The sequence below is a fragment of the Pseudoalteromonas sp. 78C3 genome (assembly GCF_002836695.1).
Classification (GTDB): Bacteria; Pseudomonadota; Gammaproteobacteria; order Enterobacterales; family Alteromonadaceae; genus Pseudoalteromonas; species Pseudoalteromonas arctica.
In genome coordinates this window covers 1-20,255 of sequence record NZ_PJAV01000163.1, presented here as the reverse complement: position 1 = coordinate 20,255, position 20,255 = coordinate 1, and the positions used below count along the sequence as shown (strand labels likewise).

Annotated in this window: 16 protein-coding genes; 12 read left to right on the top strand and 4 right to left on the bottom strand. The window is 39.6% G+C overall.

All coding sequences use genetic code 11. The features are described from left to right. The first annotated feature begins 47 nt into the window (after positions 1–47). From bioA to CXF76_RS14505, 5 genes are all read left to right on the top strand, one after another. Positions 48–1,349, top strand: a complete 1,302-nt coding sequence (gene bioA / locus CXF76_RS14525; protein WP_101164021.1) for an adenosylmethionine--8-amino-7-oxononanoate transaminase — start codon at positions 48–50, stop codon at positions 1,347–1,349. A gap of 158 nt (positions 1,350–1,507) precedes the next feature. Next, the gene (locus CXF76_RS14520) at positions 1,508–2,320 is read left to right on the top strand and encodes a hypothetical protein (RefSeq protein ID WP_101164020.1); all 813 of its coding nucleotides are present in this window, start codon (positions 1,508–1,510) and stop codon (positions 2,318–2,320) included. Then, a complete protein-coding gene (locus tag CXF76_RS14515; RefSeq protein WP_101164019.1) occupies positions 2,321–3,361 on the top strand; it encodes an extracellular solute-binding protein in 1,041 nt (346 codons plus the stop codon). After that, positions 3,361–4,860, top strand: a complete 1,500-nt coding sequence (locus tag CXF76_RS14510) for an ABC transporter permease (RefSeq protein ID WP_101164018.1) — start codon at positions 3,361–3,363, stop codon at positions 4,858–4,860. The genes CXF76_RS14515 and CXF76_RS14510 overlap by 1 nt, the downstream gene beginning before the upstream one ends. A gap of 14 nt (positions 4,861–4,874) precedes the next feature. Then, complete coding sequence (locus CXF76_RS14505; RefSeq protein WP_101164017.1) at positions 4,875–5,891, top strand: ABC transporter ATP-binding protein; 1,017 nt, start codon at positions 4,875–4,877, stop codon at positions 5,889–5,891. A gap of 90 nt (positions 5,892–5,981) precedes the next feature. On the opposite strand, the gene CXF76_RS14500 is transcribed toward CXF76_RS14505, so the two are convergent. Continuing rightward, positions 5,982–6,416 (bottom strand): ATP-binding protein, encoded by a 435-nt coding sequence (locus CXF76_RS14500; RefSeq protein ID WP_007586798.1) that lies wholly within the window; start codon positions 6,414–6,416, stop codon positions 5,982–5,984. A 297-nt stretch (positions 6,417–6,713) separates the two neighbouring features. Between CXF76_RS14500 and asnS the strand changes: the two genes are divergently transcribed. Beyond that, positions 6,714–8,111: an asparagine--tRNA ligase gene (asnS, locus tag CXF76_RS14495; protein WP_024612616.1), complete on the top strand. Its 1,398-nt coding sequence runs from the start codon at positions 6,714–6,716 to the stop codon at positions 8,109–8,111. Between the two features lie 140 nt (positions 8,112–8,251). Here the strand turns inward: asnS and CXF76_RS14490 are convergent, their stop codons facing one another. Both CXF76_RS14490 and CXF76_RS14485 read right to left on the bottom strand, forming a co-directional pair. After that, entirely contained in the window at positions 8,252–9,178 is a 927-nt protein-coding gene (locus tag CXF76_RS14490) for an electron transfer flavoprotein subunit alpha/FixB family protein (protein ID WP_101164016.1), read from the bottom strand. Next, complete coding sequence (locus tag CXF76_RS14485; RefSeq protein ID WP_101164015.1) at positions 9,179–9,928, bottom strand: electron transfer flavoprotein subunit beta/FixA family protein; 750 nt, start codon at positions 9,926–9,928, stop codon at positions 9,179–9,181. A gap of 221 nt (positions 9,929–10,149) precedes the next feature. On the opposite strand from CXF76_RS14485, the gene CXF76_RS14480 reads away from it, so the two are divergent. From CXF76_RS14480 to CXF76_RS14455, 6 genes are all read left to right on the top strand, one after another. Beyond that, entirely contained in the window at positions 10,150–11,796 is a 1,647-nt protein-coding gene (locus CXF76_RS14480) for an electron transfer flavoprotein-ubiquinone oxidoreductase (RefSeq protein WP_101164014.1), read from the top strand. 132 nt (positions 11,797–11,928) lie between these two features. Beyond that, complete coding sequence (locus CXF76_RS14475) at positions 11,929–12,393, top strand: acyl-CoA thioesterase (protein ID WP_007586808.1); 465 nt, start codon at positions 11,929–11,931, stop codon at positions 12,391–12,393. A gap of 259 nt (positions 12,394–12,652) precedes the next feature. Then, entirely contained in the window at positions 12,653–13,222 is a 570-nt protein-coding gene (locus CXF76_RS14470) for an outer membrane beta-barrel protein (protein ID WP_007586810.1), read from the top strand. A gap of 412 nt (positions 13,223–13,634) precedes the next feature. Continuing rightward, positions 13,635–14,339, top strand: a complete 705-nt coding sequence (tsaA, locus tag CXF76_RS14465) for a tRNA (N6-threonylcarbamoyladenosine(37)-N6)-methyltransferase TrmO (protein ID WP_007586811.1) — start codon at positions 13,635–13,637, stop codon at positions 14,337–14,339. 89 nt (positions 14,340–14,428) lie between these two features. Beyond that, complete coding sequence (locus CXF76_RS14460) at positions 14,429–16,153, top strand: proline--tRNA ligase (protein ID WP_024589214.1); 1,725 nt, start codon at positions 14,429–14,431, stop codon at positions 16,151–16,153. A 307-nt stretch (positions 16,154–16,460) separates the two neighbouring features. Continuing rightward, positions 16,461–17,294: a UDP-2,3-diacylglucosamine diphosphatase gene (locus CXF76_RS14455; RefSeq protein WP_101164013.1), complete on the top strand. Its 834-nt coding sequence runs from the start codon at positions 16,461–16,463 to the stop codon at positions 17,292–17,294. Positions 17,295–17,319: 25 nt separating this feature from the next. Here CXF76_RS14455 and CXF76_RS14450 read toward each other — a convergent pair. Further along, on the bottom strand, positions 17,320–20,255 hold a 2,936-nt coding region (locus CXF76_RS14450), incomplete at its 5' end, for an ATP-binding protein (RefSeq protein WP_101164012.1).

Genomic DNA, 20,255 nt, shown 5'->3' with positions numbered 1-20,255 from the left:
AGTTGAAGTAACATTGTCAACGAAGCCCACCAAGATAAAGTTTACATATGATTAAAAAGAATACGATTGACCTTGATTTTGATCGTGAGCACATTTGGCACCCATATACATCTATGACTAAGCCAATTCCGGTATATCCCGTTACACATGCAAATCACAACATTATTCACCTTGAAACTGGCGAGCAATTAATCGATGGCATGGCCTCATGGTGGAGCGCAATACATGGCTATAACCACCCTGTTATAAATAACGCCATGATTGAGCAAATCAACTGTATGAGCCACATTATGTTTGGCGGTATTACGCATAACAGCGCGGTTGAGCTGTGCAAAAAAATAGTAAATATAACGCCGCCTAGTTTAACTAAAGTGTTTTTAGCCGACAGCGGATCGGTAAGTGTTGAAGTAGCGATTAAAATGGCGCTGCAGTATTGGTTAAGTCAAAGCATTACAACTAAACAAAAATTAATGACGCCTTACAAGGGATACCATGGCGACACCTTTGCAGCCATGAGCGTATGCGACCCCGTTAACTCAATGCATAGTTTGTATAGCGGCTTTTTACCTGAACACGTATTTGTGCCTGCACCGGTTAGTCAATTTGGGAGCGAGTTTAACCAGACTGAAGCCCAAGAGCTTGAAGCGTACTTTAAAGCAAACCATAACCAAGTAGCCGCCTTTATCATTGAGCCTATTGTACAAAACGCAGGTGGTATGAACTTTTATCACCCCGAATATTTAGCTTGCGTGCGTAAGTTATGTACGCAATATAACGTACTACTAATTTGCGACGAAATTGCCACAGGCTTTGGCCGTACAGGTAAATTATTTGCTGTAGAGCACGCCAAAATAGAGCCCGATATAATGTGTATTGGTAAAGCATTAACTGGCGGCTCAATGACGCTATCGGCCACTATCACTAGCGATAAAATAGCCATTGGCATCAGCGAAGGTGAAGCAGGCGTTTTAATGCACGGCCCTACTTTTATGGGTAACCCGCTTGCTTGTGCTGCGGCCTGCGCAAGTATTGATTTATTACTTGAGCAAAACTGGCAACATCGAATAAAGCAAATAAACACCCAGCTACAACAACTTAATAAATGCAGTGAACTAGATGCGGTTGCCAATGTGCGTACCTTAGGTGCAATAGGCGTTGTTGAACTAAACGAGGCTGCTGGCAATGTTGATGTTGCTAAAATTCAGGCTTATTTTGTAAAGCAAGGCGTATGGATACGTCCATTCGGTAAACTAATTTACCTTATGCCACCGTATATAAGTGACGATGCAAGTATAAAAACACTGTGTGATGCCATTTATAATGCCATTAAAGGCAAGCATTACGCTTAATAGCCGGTCTCAATAAAGGTTATAGCGATATTTGCTGTAACCTACCGCTACATTTAGTGTTCTTATCTATTAAGCGAGTTTGTAGTTATTGATCTCGTTAACTATTAGCTATATGATAATGTCTATCATTTACAATTACCTTTTTGGACTTCTTTGCTATGAATTTATTATTTAAACCAGCCAAAACTTTAGGTGCAAGCCTTTTACTAGCCTCGGCGTTTATGGCTCAACCAGTATTAGCTAACGGCCCTATTGGCGAGCATGTTAATCATCTTCAAGCTAACCTTAAAAGTTACGCAGAAGAAGTAGAATGGATGGTAGGCAAAGTTGATACCATGGTAAGCGACTACGACACTAAAGGCGCAAAAGCTGTAAAAACTGATGATTTAATTGAATACTGGGAATCAGTTAAGTTTCACAGCGCAATAGAAACTAACTTCGTACCGGTATACGCTTCTATTTGGCAGGGTCTTTATGGCGTAAAAATGGCCATTGATAATAAACAGCCTGCTGAGGAAGTTCGTAAACAACAAGAAGCGATGAACATAGCCTTGTGGCAAGGTCTTGGGGCTGTTAAGCTTGCTGCAAAATTCCAGCAAAAAGGCTTGTTAGACACTGTAAAAGCAACCGCTACAAAAGAAATGACACAAAGTGCCACAATTGATGAAATTAAGCACAAATTAGACCGTGTAGTAGCTAAATTTGCTGAGCGTTTACAAGACGAAGCAACTGAAATTGTTCACGATACTTATCTACACCTGTTTGAAGGCGTTGAAGGTACACTTATTGAGCAAGACGCTAACCTAGTTGAAGTGCTGGAAAAAGACTTTAACGTAACACTGCCACTAGCAATTAAAAACAGCAAAAGCGTAGATGAAGTACGCGATGTGATCAGTGATATGCAAACAAAATTAGACCGCGCTAAGGTTTTAATAGAAAAAGCCGAAAAAGCCCGTAAGGATGTATTTTAAGTGAAGCGTAGGACCTTTATTCAAGGCCTAGCTGCGTTAGGGGTGGTTGGCTCATTGCCACTGCCTCTTTCTCGTGCGCTAGCCGCTGATATAGCAAACCCAGTTTCTGTTGATGATTTACCAAAGCTTAAAGGCGAGTTAACCCTTTATTTAGGCCGAGGCGAAGGTGGTTTGTATGAAAACGTATTGCAAGCAATCCAGAAAAAAAATCCAGACTTTAAACTCGGTATACGCCGAGGTCCTACTGCTGCTTTAGCAAATACGATTGTTGCAGAAGCTAAAGCCGGCGTTCGCCGCGCTGATTTATTTTGGGCGGTTGATTCAGGCGCGATTGGTTTAGTAACCGATGCAGGCCTTGCACAACCTATCCCAGGTGATTTATCTGCTCAGTTACAACCACAGTTTAGATATAAAGAGTGGGCACCAGTAACTGGCCGTATTCGTACATTGCCATATAACACGTCGCGTTTGACCAAAGATCAAATTCCAACAAGTATTATGGAAATTGCCGACAGCGATTTAAGTATTGGCTGGGCGCCCGCCTACGCTTCTTTTCAATCGTTTGTAACCGCAATGCGAATTTTAGAAGGCGACGACAAAACTGCTAAGTGGCTTAAAAAGATTAAAAAACGTGCTAAAACATACGCTGGTGAATTAGGTGTTGTTATGGGCGTTGAACGCGGTGAAGTTGATATTGGTTTTGCTAATCATTATTACACATTGCGTTTAAAATCAGGCAAGCCTGATGCCAAGCTTGATTTAGCATTTACACAAAATGATGCGGGCTGTTTAGTTAATGCATCGGGTGTATTAGCCCTTAACGACGATCCGCTTGCTACTAACTTTATGCGTTACTTACTTAGTAAAAAAGTACAAGGTTACTTAGCTAGTGAAGCGTACGAAATTCCGTTAGTAAATGGTATTACCCAACCTGAGGGTCTACCATCACTTGCTAATATTTCTCCACCTAAAGTAGATTTAACACAGCTTGCTGATTTACGCCCTACTATAGATTTGATGCGTAGCAGCGGCGTATTGTAATGAGAATACCTGCCTCTTATCCAATGGCGCTGCTTGCAGCGCTTGTTGCGCTTACCCCTGTTTATGTATTAATAGTGCTTGCAAGCGATGCAAGCTCAGTGTTTGACACCCACAATCTTCAAATTTTAGGTAACACGTTATCGTTAATGGGTTTAACGGTACTCGGATCTATTTTAATTGGTGTGCCACTGGCGTTTATTAGCGCGTATGTGCATTTGCCATTTAAAAAACTCTGGCTGGTTATATTTGCGGCGCCGCTGGCAATCCCCAGTTATATTGGCGCGTTTACACTTTATGCTGCTTTTGGCCCCGGTGGCGAAATAAACACCTTAACAGGAATAGAAACACCATCAATGTATGGCCTAACAGGCGCTGCAATTGTGATGACGCTTTATACTTTCCCGTTTGTAATGATGACAACTCGCTCATCCCTACTAAGCCTTGATGCAAGCATGGTTAATGCTGCACGAACGCTGGGTATGTCGATGACGCAAAGTATATTTAAAGTTATATTACCGCGCGTAGTTAACGGTATTGCAGCAGGCTCTTTGTTAGTCGCCCTTTATACATTATCAGACTTTGGCACGCCCGCAATGATGCGCTTAGATACGTTTACCCGCGTAATTTACGTTGAATACAACGCTTTTGCGTTAGGGCGCGCAGCCATGCTTTCGCTTCAACTGATGGTTATTGTTGGCTTTTTACTTTTAGTTGAATCACAAATAAAAACAGCCCCTGAGCGCCAAGGTCGCCCGTTAATTTTATTCCCAAGCAAACTACAGTTAAGTGCGATGTTTGTTACGTTTGCACCTGTTTTACTACTCGCTATTGGCTTGCCTTTGGCTATATTTTCACTTTGGTTAGCTCGCGATGGTTTTAGCTCATTTGATTTTAATATTGCATGGAACTCTACGTATGCATCGGGTATTGCGGCAATTGTAGCTGTTATCGTTGCGATCCCCGTTGCACATGCCGCACTGAGTGGAAAAGCGGGTCGTATAATGGAACGTGTTACTTACTTTGGTTTTGGTATTCCGGGTATAGTAATGGGCACAGCGCTTGTTTACGGTGGTTTGCAGTTACCGTTTTTATATCAAACACTGGGATTGCTTATTATTGCTTATATGCTGCGATTTTTACCACTTGCTGTGGGCTCTGTTAGAACAAGCACCGAACACTTAGACCCAAGTTTAGTAAAGTCTGCGCGCGTATTAGGGGCAAGCCCACGTGAAGTATTTACTCGTATAACACTGCCTTTAACAATGCGCGGTATTATTGCCGGTGCAGCACTAGTGTTTTTAGAGTCAATGCGCGAACTAGAAGCCACGCTATTACTTGGCCCAACAGGGTTTGAAACCCTCTCTACCTATTTATGGCGTGTATACGAAGCGGGCTATTTTGGTCGCGCTGCTATTCCTGGATTATTGTTAGTAGTGATATCTGCCTGCGGGTTAGCTATTATGATGTCTGGCGAAAAACGCAACCAGTTTGAACATTAAGGATTTAAGAAACAATGCTATCTGTAAGTCAGTTGTCTATAGATTATGGCAGTAACCGCGTAGTAAGCGATTTAAACTTATCGCTGGGTGAAAACGAAATCCTTATGCTTGTAGGGCCAACAGGTTGCGGTAAAAGTACAATTTTACAAGCCCTTGCTGGCCTTATACCTATTAGCGAAGGCGAAATAAACACGGGTAAATGGCGCGCTACACCCAAATTAACAATACCTCCTGAAAAACGCAGTGTAGGTATGGTATTTCAAGATTTTGCGTTATTTCCGCACTTAACCGTACAGCAAAACATTTGCTTTAGATTAAAAGATACAGCCCCTGCTGAGTATTGGATAAACCTACTTGGACTGAGCGATTTTAGAGATAAAAAACCAGCTACGCTTTCTGGCGGACAAAAGCAACGTGTTGCACTTGCGCGCACCCTTGCCCACCAACCTGATTTTGTATTGCTTGATGAGCCGCTTTCAAACTTAGATGCCGCCCTTAAAGACATGCTTCGTTGGGATATTAGAAACGCACTTAAAGCAGCTGGCGTACCGGCGATTTGGGTAACACACGACCAAGAAGAAGCACTCTCAGTTGGCGATCGTGTTGGTGTACTTAAAGGCGGCAAAATTCAGCAAATCGATACACCCGAGCGCTGCTTTAGTACCCCAAATAATCGCTTTGTGGCACGCTTTTTAGGTGAAGCCAGCTTTATTAGCGGCCAATTTAGCCAAGGACAAGCCACTACCTCAATTGGTAATGCTCCCGCTCATGGCGTTGACTGTGAAAGTGGCGACGTTGATGTACTACTTCGACCAGATGATGTGTTACTTGTACAAAGCAGTGTTGGCAATAACGGCGAAGTAATTTGGGTACGTTTTGAAGGTGGCAGCCGCTTGTGCGCTGTAAAACTTGCATGCTCTACTGTTGTAACTAGCCGAGTAAGCCATGAAGTTGTGGTAAACCCTGGCGACGAAGTGCATGTATCACTAAGTACCTCGCACCCATTAGCGGTTTATAAACAAAAAGCTTAACTACTTTTTTACTTACATAAACCAAAAAGCCCATATATATGGGCTTTTTAATAGGTATTACTATGTATGTTACTAACTAAACTCGAAGCACTACCACTCAAACATGTAGGCCATTTTGCTTATTGTTTTAAGCGGGACATTATGCGAGTTACGTTTAGCATATAAGTGCTGCATTGATTTGTCTTTCACTTCACCCACTATTACTTCTTTTACTTGATAACCTAAAGCAACAGCAGCTTGAGTGTAAGCTATAAATTCCCACTTTTTAATATTGGTGTTATCTACAATCACCAATGGCATACCTTGAGCAAGTGCATTTATAAAGCGCGCTAAATTTAAATTATGAAATTGCGACAATTTAAATTTATCGAAATGATATTCGCCCTGCTCATTAATAAAGTAATCATCAGTTGAGCAGATTAGGTATTGGCTTTCGTCAACTCCACCTAATTCGTCAGCAAGGCTTTGCGCGTAGTAAGACTTACCGCTTCCTGGTAGTCCTCGTAAAATAAAAACTTGTTTCATAGCATCGATTTTTTAAGTGTGAATAAATATTAATTTGATTTGTTTGTTAATAATGCCACAAAATCATTAAATTTAAGAGCAACAAATCATAATAGTAGTAATTAAACTCTAAAAACTGTTTAAAAATAAACCGCATGCATAAAAACTTTTAAAGAGTTGCCCACAATAGTTTTTTTATTCAACTTTACTAGGTAAGATACAGGGTTCAAGTGCAGCGCCGTTTATGTGCAATTTATGCCCGAGTGCTGCGCACAGTTAAAATAAAATAGTTAGGCAACTTATATCATTGGAGTGAAGATGAGCCATTTAGCGATTTCAGAGCTATTAAAAGGCAATGTTGCGGTAGACAGCCAAGTAACAATTAAGGGCTGGATCCGTACTCGCCGCGATTCAAAAGCAGGAATTTCATTTTTAGCCGTTCATGACGGTTCGTGTTTTGATCCTATTCAAGCGGTAGTTCCTAATTCACTGAATAATTATGATGAAGTTACTAGCTTAACAGCCGGTTGTTCTGTGTCGGTTACTGGTGTTTTAGTACAATCTGCTGGTCAAGGTCAATCATTTGAAATTCAAGCTAATACAGTGACTGTATTAGGTTGGGTAGAAAACCCAGATTCATACCCAATGTCGGCAAAGCGCCACAGCATTGAGTACTTACGTGAGCACGCTCACCTTCGCCCTCGTACAAATATGATTGGCGCGGTAACTCGTGTACGTAACTGTTTAGCACAAGCTATTCACCGTTTTTACCACGAGCAAGGCTTTTACTGGATCAGCACGCCAATTATTACGGCAAGTGACTGTGAAGGTGCTGGCGAAATGTTCCGTGTGTCTACGCTTGATATGCAAAACTTACCGCTTACAGACAAAGGCGAAGTTGATTACAGCGAAGATTTCTTCGGTAAAGAAGCATTCCTTACTGTATCTGGCCAGTTAAATGGCGAAACTTACGCGTCTGCAATGTCAAAAATTTACACGTTTGGCCCAACATTCCGTGCAGAGAATTCAAATACATCTCGTCACCTTGCAGAATTTTGGATGGTAGAGCCTGAAGTTGCGTTTGCTGATTTAGAAGACATCGCAAAACTTGCTGAAAATATGCTTAAGTATGTGTTTAAAGCCGTACTTGAAGAACGCCGTGATGACATGGAATTTTTTGCACAACGTGTAGAAAAAACTGCAATTACGCGTTTGGAAGAATTTGTAGAAAAAGACTTCGCGCAGGTAAATTACACTGAAGCAGTAGAGATCCTTAAAAACTGTGGTAAAAAGTTTGAGTACGCTGTTGAATGGGGTGTAGATTTACAGTCTGAGCACGAGCGATACTTAGCTGAAGAGCACTTTAAAGCACCGGTAGTTATTAAAAACTACCCACGTGACATTAAAGCATTCTACATGCGCCAAAACGAAGACGGTAAGACCGTTGCCGCAATGGACATTGTAGCACCAGGTATTGGTGAGATCATTGGTGGTTCACAACGTGAAGAACGCCTTGATGTACTTGATGCACGCTTAGAAGAAATGGGCTTAAACAAAGAAGATTACAGCTGGTACCGCGATCTACGTAAATACGGTAGCGTGCCGCACTCAGGCTTTGGTTTGGGCTTTGAACGCTTAGTTGCTTATGTAACAGGTATGGGCAACGTACGTGACGTTATTGCCTTCCCTCGTACTAAAGGCAGCGCAACTTACTAATACTAAGTTAGCCGTTTATAAATACTAAAAACCAGCCAATTGGCTGGTTTTTTTGTGTCTTTAATTTACCGAATAAAAAAGCCGCAGCACTCAAAGAGCACCACGGCTTTCAACCAGAATAAATTTTGCTTAATTAAGCGCTATAAAGCACTCTCTAACTGTGGCAGTACTTCAAATAAGTCAGCCACTAAACCGTAATCTGCGACTTGAAAAATAGGTGCATCGGGGTCTTTATTAATCGCGACAATTACTTTTGAGTCTTTCATACCGGCTAAATGCTGAATAGCACCGCTAATACCTACTGCAATATATAAATTAGGCGCTACAATTTTACCTGTTTGCCCTACTTGCATGTCGTTAGGTACAAAGCCTGCATCAACCGCTGCGCGCGACGCACCAATCGCTGCACCGAGTTTATCGGCAATACCATTAAGTAGTGCAAAGTTTTCACCGTTTTGCATACCGCGACCACCCGATATAACCACAGTGGCAGCTGTAAGTTCAGGTCGTTCAGACTCTGTTTGTTCAACACTTACAAAGCTACTTAATTGCGAATCAGACACTGTATCAATGCTTGTTATAGCCGCTGCTGATTGCTCGCCTTGTAAATCAAAGCTACTAGCACGTACGGTAATTACTTTTTTACTGTCGAGTGATTTAACTGTTGCGATTGCATTACCTGCATAAATTGGGCGTTTAAATGTATCGGCGTCCACTACTGCGATAATTTCAGAAATTTGCGCAACATCTAATAACGCAGCAACACGTGGCATAAAATTTTTGCCTGTTGTAGTAGCACTTGCAACAATGTGGCTGTAGGTGTCGCTAAGAGATAAAACTAAATCGCTCATGCTCTCAGCTAACTGATGTTCATAAACGCTATTATCGGCAACTAAAACATTAGCTACGCCATCAATGCTGGCCACTTGTGAGCTCATTGCGCTTAGGCTGTTACCTGCAATAAGTACATCAACAGGAAAACCCATTTTTACTGCGGCGTTAATAGTTTTTGAGGTTTCTGGTTTTAAGGCACCGTTATCGTGCTCTGCAATTACGAGTGTTTTCATTTAAATCACCTTTGCCTCTGTTTTTAATTTTTCTACAAGCTGTGCAACGTCTTCAACAATAATTCCTGCGGTACGTTTAGCTGGCTCTTCTACACTTATTAATTGAATACGCGGTGTTAAATCAACACCAAGCGAATCAGCTGCTATTACTTCAAGCGGCTTACGTTTGGCTTTCATAATATTTGGCAGTGATGCGTAACGAGGCTCGTTTAAGCGTAAATCAGTTGTAACAACCGCTGGTAAGTTAAGTGCTACCGTTTGCAGGCCCCCATCAACTTCGCGGGTCACGTTTACTTTGCCATTTTCAATAACAACTTTTGATGCAAATGTACCCTGCCCACGATTAGTAAGCGCAGCAAGCATTTGACCTGTTTGATTATTATCTGAATCGATTGACTGTTTACCTAAAATTATAAGTTCAGGAGATTCTTGCTCTACAATTTTAGCGAGTAGCTTTGCAATATGGAGTGACTCGAGCTTTTCATCGGTTTCGATGTGAATGGCTTTGTCGGCACCCAGTGCTAATGCTGTGCGCAATTGCTCTTGCGATGCTTTAGGACCAATAGTAACAGCAACAACTTCATTGGCTGTACCGGCTTCTTTAAGGCGGATTGCTTCTTCTATAGCAATTTCACAAAACGGGTTCATTGCCATTTTTACGTTGGTTAAATCCACGTCGCTGTTATCACTTTTAACGCGTGCTTTTACGTTGTAATCAATCACTCTTTTTATTGGTACGAGAACTTTCATAGGAACTCCATAATTATTTAAACCTACAAGGTAACGTGCACGTCAACTTATTTATTTTATGAAATTAGACTACTTCCTGTTGACGTAAACGTCAACCTAAAATAACCTTTAACTATTCACAGTCTGTAACGTTTAATTTGCAAGGTTAAAAATAGGCTGTACACCTTATTTAAATGCGTAATAAACATTCGAATAAGTCCGTCATATATAAAGAGGTTATTATGGTCGAACGTGAAACCATGGAATTTGATGTAGTAATTGTTGGCGCTGGCCCTGCGGGGCTTTCAAGTGCAATTAAACTCGCGCAATTAGCACAAGAAAAACAACAAGAGTGCATGATTTGCGTCGTTGAAAAAGGTTCTGAAGTGGGTGCACATGTACTCTCAGGCGCTGTTTTTGAAACCAAAGCTTTGGATGAACTGCTACCAAATTGGCAGGAGCTTGGCGCACCGGTTACAACCAAAGTAACTAACGATGAAATTTATTGGTTTAATAACGAGCAAAAATCGACATCAATCCCCCACTTTGCTACGCCAAAAACATTTCATAATGACGGTAACTACATTGTATCTATGGGTAATGTATGTCGATGGCTTGCTGAGCAAGCTGAAAGCTTAGGCGTAGAGATTTTTCCAGGATTTAGCGCACACTCTTTAATAATTGAAGATAAAGCAGTAAAAGGCATTATTACTGGTGATATGGGTGTCGACAAAGACGGTAATGAAAAAGACGGTTACATGCCTGGCATGGAGCTTCGTGCAAAATACACTATATTTGCAGAAGGCTGCCGAGGTCATTTAGGTAAGCAGCTAATTAATGAGTTTGCACTTGATGCAGATTCATCGCCGCAGCATTACGGTTTAGGCTTTAAAGAAATTTGGCAAATTGATGAAAGTAAGCATGAGCTCGGCAAAGTTGTTCATGGTACAGGTTGGCCACTTAGCGGCGATACTAATGGTGGTGCATTTATGTATCACAGTGAAAACAACCAAGTCGTTGTAGGTTTAATTGTTGACTTAAATTACTCAAACCCACATTTAAGCCCGTTCGATGAGTTTCAGCGAATGAAGCACCATCCAGTATTTAAAAACGTACTTGAAGGCGCAGAACGCATTGCTTACGGTGCGCGTGCTATTGCTAAGGGCGGTTTACATTCATTACCAAAAATGCATTTTGCTGGTGGCTTAATTATAGGGTGCGATGCAGGCACACTTAATTTTGCAAAAATTAAAGGTAATCACACCGCAATGAAATCGGGAATGATTGCCGCTGAGGTTATTTTTGAAGCATTGCAAAATGAGTTGGCAAATACCGATTTAACTCATTATCAAACTGCGTTTGAGAAATCGTGGGCATATAAAGAGTTATATCAATCTCGTAACTTTGGCCCTGCAATGCACAAACTCGGTAAGTTTATAGGGGGTGCGTATAACACGCTTGATCAAAACATTTTTAATGGTGGTTTACCCTTTACGTTTAAAGATAATACGCCCGATCATTCAACCCTTGTTGATGCTAACGCCGCTGACAAAATAGCGTACCCAAAACCAGATGGACACCTTAGCTTTGATAAACTCTCAAGTGTGTTTTTATCAAATACTAACCACGAAGAATCACAGCCTTGTCATTTAAAACTCAAAGATGCGTCAATTCCTATTAACGTAAATCTAGTTAAATTTGATGAACCCGCACAGCGTTATTGCCCAGCAGGCGTTTACGAAGTACAAGAAATAGCAGGCAATAAAGAGTTTGTTATTAACGCTCAAAACTGTGTGCATTGTAAAACCTGCGATATTAAAGACCCAAGCCAAAACATTACCTGGGTAACTCCAGAAGGTGCTGGTGGGCCAAACTACCCTAATATGTAACTAAATTATGCGTTATATACACATATAATCACTTTTTTTACATATAAATTATAAACATATCCTAAATTGCAGGGGCTTCGGCCCCTTTTTTACGTTATGCTAATAGTAGTTTTAATAATAAGAGTGTTATCTATGCCGTCGTCAAAAGTTGTTTTTCGTTTTTTAGCAGAGCCTACCGATGTTAATTTTGGTGGTAAAGTTCATGGTGGGGCCGTCATGAAATGGATTGACCAAGCAGGCTATGCATGTGCTGCGGGTTGGAGTGGTCACTACTGCGTAACGGTTTCGGTTGCGGGTGTTAAATTTAGACGCCCAATTTTAGTGGGTCAAATAGTCGAAGTAGAAGCTAAAATTGCCCATACGGGTAGAAGTAGCATGCAAATATTTATACAAGTGCGTTGTGGCGATCCAAAAACACAAAATATGGTTGAAACAAATCATTGTGTTATCAGCTTTATTGCAATGGATGAAACGGGCTACCCAATAGAAGTGCCTTCGTTTAAAGCTGTAACAGAAGAAGATATTAAATTAGAAAATTACGCTATAAAAATGAAAGAAATAGCAATTGAAACAGAAAACTTGCTTCATACAGTGTAATTACTAGTTTAAATAAAGTCAGGCTATGTAAAAAACTCATTATACTTTGTAAAACATACAACTTATTTTAGAGTACTCAATTACACAAAAGTTCACTTTGATTATAAAACACGCTAAACACCGTAAAAACCAATACAAAAGAATTAATTAAGGCGTGTTTTTAATCCATTTTAATATTGGCACGCTCGCTGCAAGTAGATAATTGAAGTTTGATTAATGAAATCAAGCATTTGATTATTTTTTGTAAAGGAGCTATTCAATGATTAAAACACTTTCTCTTTCAGCTATTGCACTAGCAACACTGGGTTTTAACTCTGCAGCACACGCTGACATTTCTGATTTCGATTCTCCACGTATTTATACTGGTATCGGTTACGGTCAATATTCTTTTGAATTTGAAGACAGTGACAACGACACTGACTTTGACGACGATGCACAAATGCTTAAGGGTTACGTTGGTGCACAATTTAACGAGTACTTAAGCTTAGAGCTTGCTTATCAAAACTTTGATGAAGTAAGTGATATAGACAGCAAAGCTGAAATTGATGGCGTATCGCTTGCCGCACGTTTGGGCTACCCTATAACAGAAAGCTTTTCTGTGTATGCAAAAGGCGGTTGGCTTGAATGGGATGCAGATTACACACAAGATTTACCAGTAGGTGGCGTATCAGCGTCTACAGATGGTGGTGATGCATTTTACGGCGCTGGTATTGAATATGCGCTTACAACAAATGTACAGTTTCGTTTAGAGTACGAACGCTATAAACTTGATGACGATATTGACCCAGATATGGATGTAGCGTCTGTATCAGTTCAATACATGTTTTAATTAGTCTTTAGCATGTATAAAAGGTAAGCCCAAGGGCTTACCTTTTTTGTTTTAGGCTCTTTTTAAATATATTAATATAAACCAATCAGTCTAATAAAAACTTTAAACCGTTTGGTCTATAATGCCAAGTGCATTAAATAATTGTTCTATTGTAGCACTAAGAAAATAGCGCAATAACAAGGCAAAATTATAATATATAGTTGTTATAATAAATTGCTCCCTGCATTGCTCTACCTCCTGCATCCATGCAGTCAACTATGAATAATTCCTAACAAAGTAAGTGCGCTATTTAATGCAGTAGAATAATCATATTTTTAATAAAATTGGTATACGCAATAAACTTGCTTACATTAATGCCATAAACGCTAAATGCGGGTAGAATAGCGCTCTATTTTATTTGTACCCGAGTACTATGAGCGATTATACCATTTCGGCTATTGGCCACATTCAATCTCCTTATAAACAAAAGTTTGCTATACCTAGGCAACCTCGTTTAGTGCCACAAGCTAAAGCAAAGCTTATATTTGCCCCCGATTTTAATCGCGAAGAGTTTGTACGTGGTTTAGATGAATTTACTCATATATGGTTGTTATTTCGTTTTCATGAAACGGCTGATAAAGGTTATTCTGCTATGGTGCGCCCGCCTCGTTTGGGTGGCAATGAGCGAAAAGGTGTATTTGCGACCCGTGCTACATTCAGACCAAACGCAATTGGAATGAGCGCCGTAAAACTTGAAGGTATTGAATATAAAAACGGACAACTTAGCTTATTACTCGCTGGTATTGATTTACTTGATGGCACACCGATTATTGACATAAAACCGTATTTGCCGTATTCAGACTCTATGCCGGATGCAAGTGCTGGCTTTGCTGACACGCGCCCTGAAACACAAATGACGGTTGAATTTAGCCCTCAAGCAATTGAGTTTGTTAATGCGCAAACACAATACCCAGATTTACATGATTTTATTGCCAATGTTTTAAAACAAGATCCCCGCCCTGCATATAAAAAACAAAAAGACGGCGAGCAGAGCTATGGTATGACTTTGTATAATTATAATATTCGCTGGCAAGTCAATGGCGAACATAACGTAGTAACAAGTATAGAAAAAAACTAAATAACTCAGTTAGCGCTTTAGTGTAAAAGCATCCGCTGGTAAACTTAAGCTCTATTAAAAGAATATAATTACTCTATTTCGGAAAAAACATGCGTACAAGCCAATATATACTCGCAACACTTAAAGAAACGCCATCAGATGCTGAAATCGTATCGCATCAGTTAATGCTTAGAGCCGGTATGATCCGTCGCGTCGCTTCGGGTTTATACACTTGGTTACCCTCTGGTTTACGCGTGCTACGTAAAGTAGAAAACATTGTACGTGAAGAGATGGACAAAGCGGGTGCAATTGAAATGCTAATGCCTGTTATTCAACCTGCTGATTTGTGGGAAGAGTCTGGCCGTTGGAATGAATTTGGTCCTGAGCTTATGCGCTTTACAGACCGTCATAACCGTACATTTGCACTTGGCCCAACACACGAAGAAGTAATAACTGATTTCGTACGTAAAGAAATAAGCAGCTACAAGCAATTACCAGTTACTTTATACCAAGTACAAACTAAAGTACGCGACGAACGTCGTCCTCGTTTTGGTGTAATGCGTGCTCGTGAATTTACAATGAAAGATGCCTACTCTTTTCACTTAAGTGAAGAGTGTTTAGATGCGACTTATCAAGCGATGCACAAAGCATATTGTAATATTTTTGAGCGTTTAGGCCTTGATTACCGCCCTGTTATAGCCGATACAGGCTCTATTGGTGGTAGCGTATCGCACGAGTTTCATGTACTTGCTGAGTCGGGCGAAGATGCAATTGCATTTAGTGATGGCAGTGATTACGCCGCTAATATTGAAAAAGCAGAAGCACTGGCACCAAGCGAGCCTCGCCCTGAAGCATCAAAAGAGCTTAAAGCGTTTCCAACGCCTGACGCTAAAACGATTAACGAGCTTAAAAAACACTACGGTGTTAAGCCACATCGCGGTGTTAAAACGTTAATTGTTTATGGTACGCCTGATGAAAACGAAGTACGCGGTTTAGTAGCCTTAGTACTGCGTGGCGATCACGAATTGAATGAACTAAAAGCTGAAAAGCACCCATTAGTAGACTCTCCGCTTGAAATGGCAACAGAGGCAGATATTGTTGCTGCTATTGGCGCAAAACCTGGCTCATTAGGCCCGGTTGGCTTATCTATGCCTATTATTGTTGATAGAGCAGCTAACATACTTGCTGATTTTGTTGCCGGTGCAAATAAAGACGATGAGCATTACAGCGGTATTAACTGGGATCGTGACGTAACTGATTACGAAGTTGCTGATATTCGTAATATTGTTGAAGGCGATATGAGCCCATGTGGCCAAGGCGTTTTACAAATTAAACGTGGTATTGAAGTAGGTCATATTTTCCAACTTGGCACTAAATACTCAGAAGCGATGAAAGCGGGTGTATTAAACGAAGGTGGTAAAAACCAAACCATGACTATGGGTTGTTACGGTATTGGTGTTTCACGTATTGTTGCTGCTGCTATTGAGCAGAACAACGATCAATACGGGATCATTTGGCCAAAATCAATCGCGCCATTCGATTTAGCAATTGTTCCAATGAACATGCACAAATCGCATCGTATTCCTGATATTGCAAATAACCTTTACCAAGGTTTAAAAGATGCTGGTCTTGATGTGTTATTTGATGACCGTAAAGAGCGCCCTGGTGTTATGTTTAACGATATGGAACTCATTGGTGTGCCATTTACGCTAGTAATTGGTGAGCGTAACCTTGACGAAAACAAAGTTGAGCTTAAAAACCGCCGTACAGGTGAAAAGCTAATGATTGATATCGATACAGCAATTGATGCAATTAAAGCAGCCGTTAAAGGTTAAGCTAAAAATACTTATAAGTAATTTTAAAACCGCTTTTTAAAAGCGGTTTTTTTATACCTAAATTTTATGTGTGTTATTTAGCTTTAGTATTACTGTCGTATAATTGTCATTTTTATTCCCTAAAATATTTAACCTGAACTCTGGATAATAAATCTATCTCGAGCAGCTATTTTCAACGCAGTTAGCGCTGAAAATCTCTGGCTAGAGAAAATAAATTTAAATATCACCATGATTCAATACCTCAGTAAATCTCTTAACCAGAGTTCTGGTTATTTAACTATTACACTCGATACTTTAGGGAATGAAAATGAGTAATGGCGCAAACACTAAGAAGCAACACTACCCTGCTATTTGGATATCTGATGTTCATTTAGGTTACAAAGACTGTAAAGCAGATTACTTACTCGATTTTTTAAACTCGGTAGAATCCGACACACTTTATTTAGTGGGTGATATTATTGATTTATGGTCAATGAAACGTCAGTTTTATTGGCACCCTTCGCATTATCAAGTATTAAACTCTATACAAAAAAAAGCAGCTAGCGGTACACGCGTCATTTATATTCCCGGTAATCATGACGAAACGTTTAGAAACTATATAAATCAAACGTTATTTGGTATTGAAATCCACCAGCAGTTTATTCACACCACTAAAGCTAATAAACGTTTTTTACTCGTACACGGTGATGATTTTGATTCCGCGACACGCTATAACAAACTTATTAGTATCGCGGGTGATGCAGGGTACGACTTTTTATTATTTTTAAACCGCTGGACCAATCGTATTCGAAAGCTATTTGGTGGTAATTACTACTCGCTTGCATCATGGATAAAAGCTCGCGTACACAAAGCACGTGAAGCGATTAAAGCCTTCGAAGATGCCGCAATTCATGAAGCTAAAAAACAAAACGTAGACGGTATTATTTGTGGACACATTCATCATCCCAAAATCAAAGTAGACGACGGAATTATGTATTGTAACGATGGAGACTGGATTGAGAGTTGTACGGCGCTGGTAGAGCAGCAAGATGGAAAAATTGAATTACTACATTGGTCAGACACACAAACCGTACTCGATAGCGCCGACATAACAAAGTTAAATATATCAACGGATGCTAAACCAAAAAAATCAGCTGCATAAGCAGCTGATTCTCATTTAATCACTATTAACTTAGCCAGGTGATTAACTTATCTTTTAGCGTTCGTGGCTTGATTGGTTTAGTAATATAGTCGTTCATGCCTGCAGTTAAACAACGTTCTCTATCACCTTCCATCGCGCTTGCTGTCATAGCAATAATAGGTATGTAAGTGTAGTCTACCCCGGCCTTACTATTTCTGATTTCACTTGTTGTATCGTAGCCATTTAAATTAGGCATTTGGCAATCCATTAAAATAACATCAAAAGCTTGCTCTGTGTTTTCTCTCAATGCTTCTAATGCTTCTACACCGTCTGATGCACAGGTGATTTTTACTTTAGTGCGTTTTAAAATCGCCTTAGCAACTTCAATATTAATCATATTATCGTCTACTAATAATATATGATAAGCAGATAGGTCTGGCTCTACTTGTTCTTCTGTTAAGCCTTTTGGTGGCGCTATAATGCAATCATTACTGGCACCAAATAAGCTGGCTAACTTATAGCTAAATTGATCTTGGGTAAGCGGTTTATTTAGAATGTGGCTACCCTCAGGTAATATCATTTTAGTCGGTTTATCGGTCACCATGTCGCGTAAAATTAAGACGTACTTTTTATTAAACTGCTTACAGTAATCAATTAACGCATCAATTTGAGGATGCTCATCGTCAATCAATAATAAGTCAGCTTCAAACTCTTTATGCTCACTAAAGTAGTCGAGTCTTACAATGTTTTCTGCATTTACTTTACAGGTTAGTAGCAATAAATCGCACACGTTTTTATAAACGTTATCGCGCGCTATTAATGCCGCTACGTTAATACTTGTAGCAAGCTCAATACCTGTGTTTAGTTTTTTCTCTTGTGCTACATGTAGCTCAACTGTTGCGGTAAAGGTACTACCAGCACCCTTTTCACTTATAACCGTAATATTACCACCCATTAACTGAGCAAGTTTTTTACATATAGATAAGCCTAAGCCTGTACCACCAAAATGACGGGTTGTACTTGAATCTTCTTGTGTAAACACTTCAAATAGTTTGTCTATGTTCTCTGGCGCTATACCAATTCCCGTGTCTTTTATTGTAAAGCTCATTAATAACTTTGAGTCGGTAATGTACTTAGAGCCGACAGTTAAACTTACTTCACCTCTGTGAGTAAATTTAAATGCATTATTAACTAAGTTAATTAAAATTTGTTTAAGTCGATGGCTGTCGCCAATAACCATTCTATCTACTACATCTTTTGTATCTAAGAATACTTCAAGACCTTTGCGCTGGCCCTGTAACGCTAAAGAGCTAATCATATCGCTACATACTGTAACAACATCAAATGTATGATTATCAATATCAAGCTTACCCGCTTCTATTTTAGAAAAATCGAGAATATCGTTAATCAAATTCATCAGAGAGTTAGCACTACTATTAGCTAATTTTAAGTAATGGTATTGTTGTTCACTTAAGCCATCTTCTTTGAGCATTTCAAGCATACCCAAAACGCCATTCATCGGTGTGCGTATTTCGTGAGATATATTTGCTACAAAGTCACTTTTTGCTTGGCTCGCAGCTAATGCTTGATCAATTGCTCGCTCTAGCTCAACAGTCCTTTGTGAGACTTTTAGCTCTAAAGTACTGTTTAAGCCTTCAAGCTCTGATTGAGTATTTTTTAATGAGCTAATATTTCTTAAAATAGCCGCTACCTGATAACGGTTATTGTAGACATCAAAAATACTACTGAGTGTAATTGAAAAGTATTGTTTGTTGCCATAACCATCTGTGTAGATAGCTTCAAACGGCATTTTTGATCCGTTTGAAATAGTCTCTTCTATACAGTTATTATCGGCTTCATTTAAGTTAAATAAAGAAACAAAATCAGGGCTAGTGCCTGAGATTGAATTACCGAAAACCTCTTTAGCTGTATTATTAAAGTGAACAATTTCGCCGTTTTGCTCAATTGTAAAAATAGCATCCAAAGAATTTTCTATTACTTTATTGTTTTGCTCTTTTAGAGAATTAATTAACAACTTACGGTTTATAAAACGTTGGTATAAAAAGGCAATAACTAAAAATACGCTAAAGAATACCACTAGCATTGCAATAAAGTTTTGACGCCTTTCGTTCACCTTTGCAAACAACGTTTTAGTATCAACACTTACACCAAGCTCTAAAGGTAACATCGCAATATCACCATCAAGCGAAATACGCTTTTTTAACGTGTAAGCAATTGGGTAATTACTTAGCGGTAAAGTGCCTTGCTCTGCCATTGTGCTTGCAGTGGAAAATTCTTCAGTCCATGTTTTTGCTTTATTAAATTCAAAACCGAAGCGTAATTGAGAGTTTGGATGATATAAAAATTCACCTTCATTATTCATTAGGTAAATTTGTGTTCCTTGTGGAGATTCAACCGTTAAACTTTTTATTAATTTATCAGCAAAGTAGTTAGTGACTAATATTGCAAAAATTTTATTTTTTTCATCAAAAACAGGCTTAGCTACACGAAAAGTACTTATATAAGGTTCTTGTATCTGCCCATTTTCACGGTTGTAGTTAATAGGAGAAATATAAACACTTTTATTATCGAGCATACTCGCTTTTATCATGTAATCGCGTTGGCCTTTCTTTTGTAATTGCAGGCCTTGCAGTCGATTAATTTCTCCGAGTTGGTTTCTATCAACCCTGACAACTTCTTGCCCACCATCTGCGAGAATAATATAGCGAGCCTGAAGTATGCTGTCGTCTGTGCGCATAAAACCACTAAAAATACTCGCTAAGCGCTCTTCCCAAACGTCAATGTGCGTGCCTAACAAGGGATCTATTTTCTTGTTTTCAGTGGCGCGAGTAATGCCTTTAATCGGGGGCGTTGCGTCTAAAAAGCGAATAGCGGTAACACTATCTTTAAGATGGTTTTTTAGTGAAAGGCTTTTTGTTTCAAGCTCACGTTTTAATTCTATTTGGGCTGAATTATAAACAT

What these genes read in the sequence shown, in the direction of transcription:
- CXF76_RS14490 (WP_101164016.1), bottom strand. Translation starts at nt 9,178, where the DNA reads ATGAAAACACTCGTAATTGCAGAGCACGATAACGGTGCCTTAAAACCA.
- CXF76_RS14510 (WP_101164018.1), top strand. Translation starts at nt 3,361, where the DNA reads ATGAGAATACCTGCCTCTTATCCAATGGCGCTGCTTGCAGCGCTTGTT.
- CXF76_RS14480 (WP_101164014.1), top strand. Translation starts at nt 10,150, where the DNA reads ATGGTCGAACGTGAAACCATGGAATTTGATGTAGTAATTGTTGGCGCT.
- bioA (WP_101164021.1), top strand. Translation starts at nt 48, where the DNA reads ATGATTAAAAAGAATACGATTGACCTTGATTTTGATCGTGAGCACATT.
- CXF76_RS14470 (WP_007586810.1), top strand. Translation starts at nt 12,653, where the DNA reads ATGATTAAAACACTTTCTCTTTCAGCTATTGCACTAGCAACACTGGGT.
- CXF76_RS14485 (WP_101164015.1), bottom strand. Translation starts at nt 9,928, where the DNA reads ATGAAAGTTCTCGTACCAATAAAAAGAGTGATTGATTACAACGTAAAA.
- tsaA (WP_007586811.1), top strand. Translation starts at nt 13,635, where the DNA reads ATGAGCGATTATACCATTTCGGCTATTGGCCACATTCAATCTCCTTAT.
- CXF76_RS14500 (WP_007586798.1), bottom strand. Translation starts at nt 6,416, where the DNA reads ATGAAACAAGTTTTTATTTTACGAGGACTACCAGGAAGCGGTAAGTCT.
- CXF76_RS14455 (WP_101164013.1), top strand. Translation starts at nt 16,461, where the DNA reads ATGAGTAATGGCGCAAACACTAAGAAGCAACACTACCCTGCTATTTGG.
- CXF76_RS14505 (WP_101164017.1), top strand. Translation starts at nt 4,875, where the DNA reads ATGCTATCTGTAAGTCAGTTGTCTATAGATTATGGCAGTAACCGCGTA.
- CXF76_RS14475 (WP_007586808.1), top strand. Translation starts at nt 11,929, where the DNA reads ATGCCGTCGTCAAAAGTTGTTTTTCGTTTTTTAGCAGAGCCTACCGAT.
- CXF76_RS14520 (WP_101164020.1), top strand. Translation starts at nt 1,508, where the DNA reads ATGAATTTATTATTTAAACCAGCCAAAACTTTAGGTGCAAGCCTTTTA.
- CXF76_RS14460 (WP_024589214.1), top strand. Translation starts at nt 14,429, where the DNA reads ATGCGTACAAGCCAATATATACTCGCAACACTTAAAGAAACGCCATCA.
- asnS (WP_024612616.1), top strand. Translation starts at nt 6,714, where the DNA reads ATGAGCCATTTAGCGATTTCAGAGCTATTAAAAGGCAATGTTGCGGTA.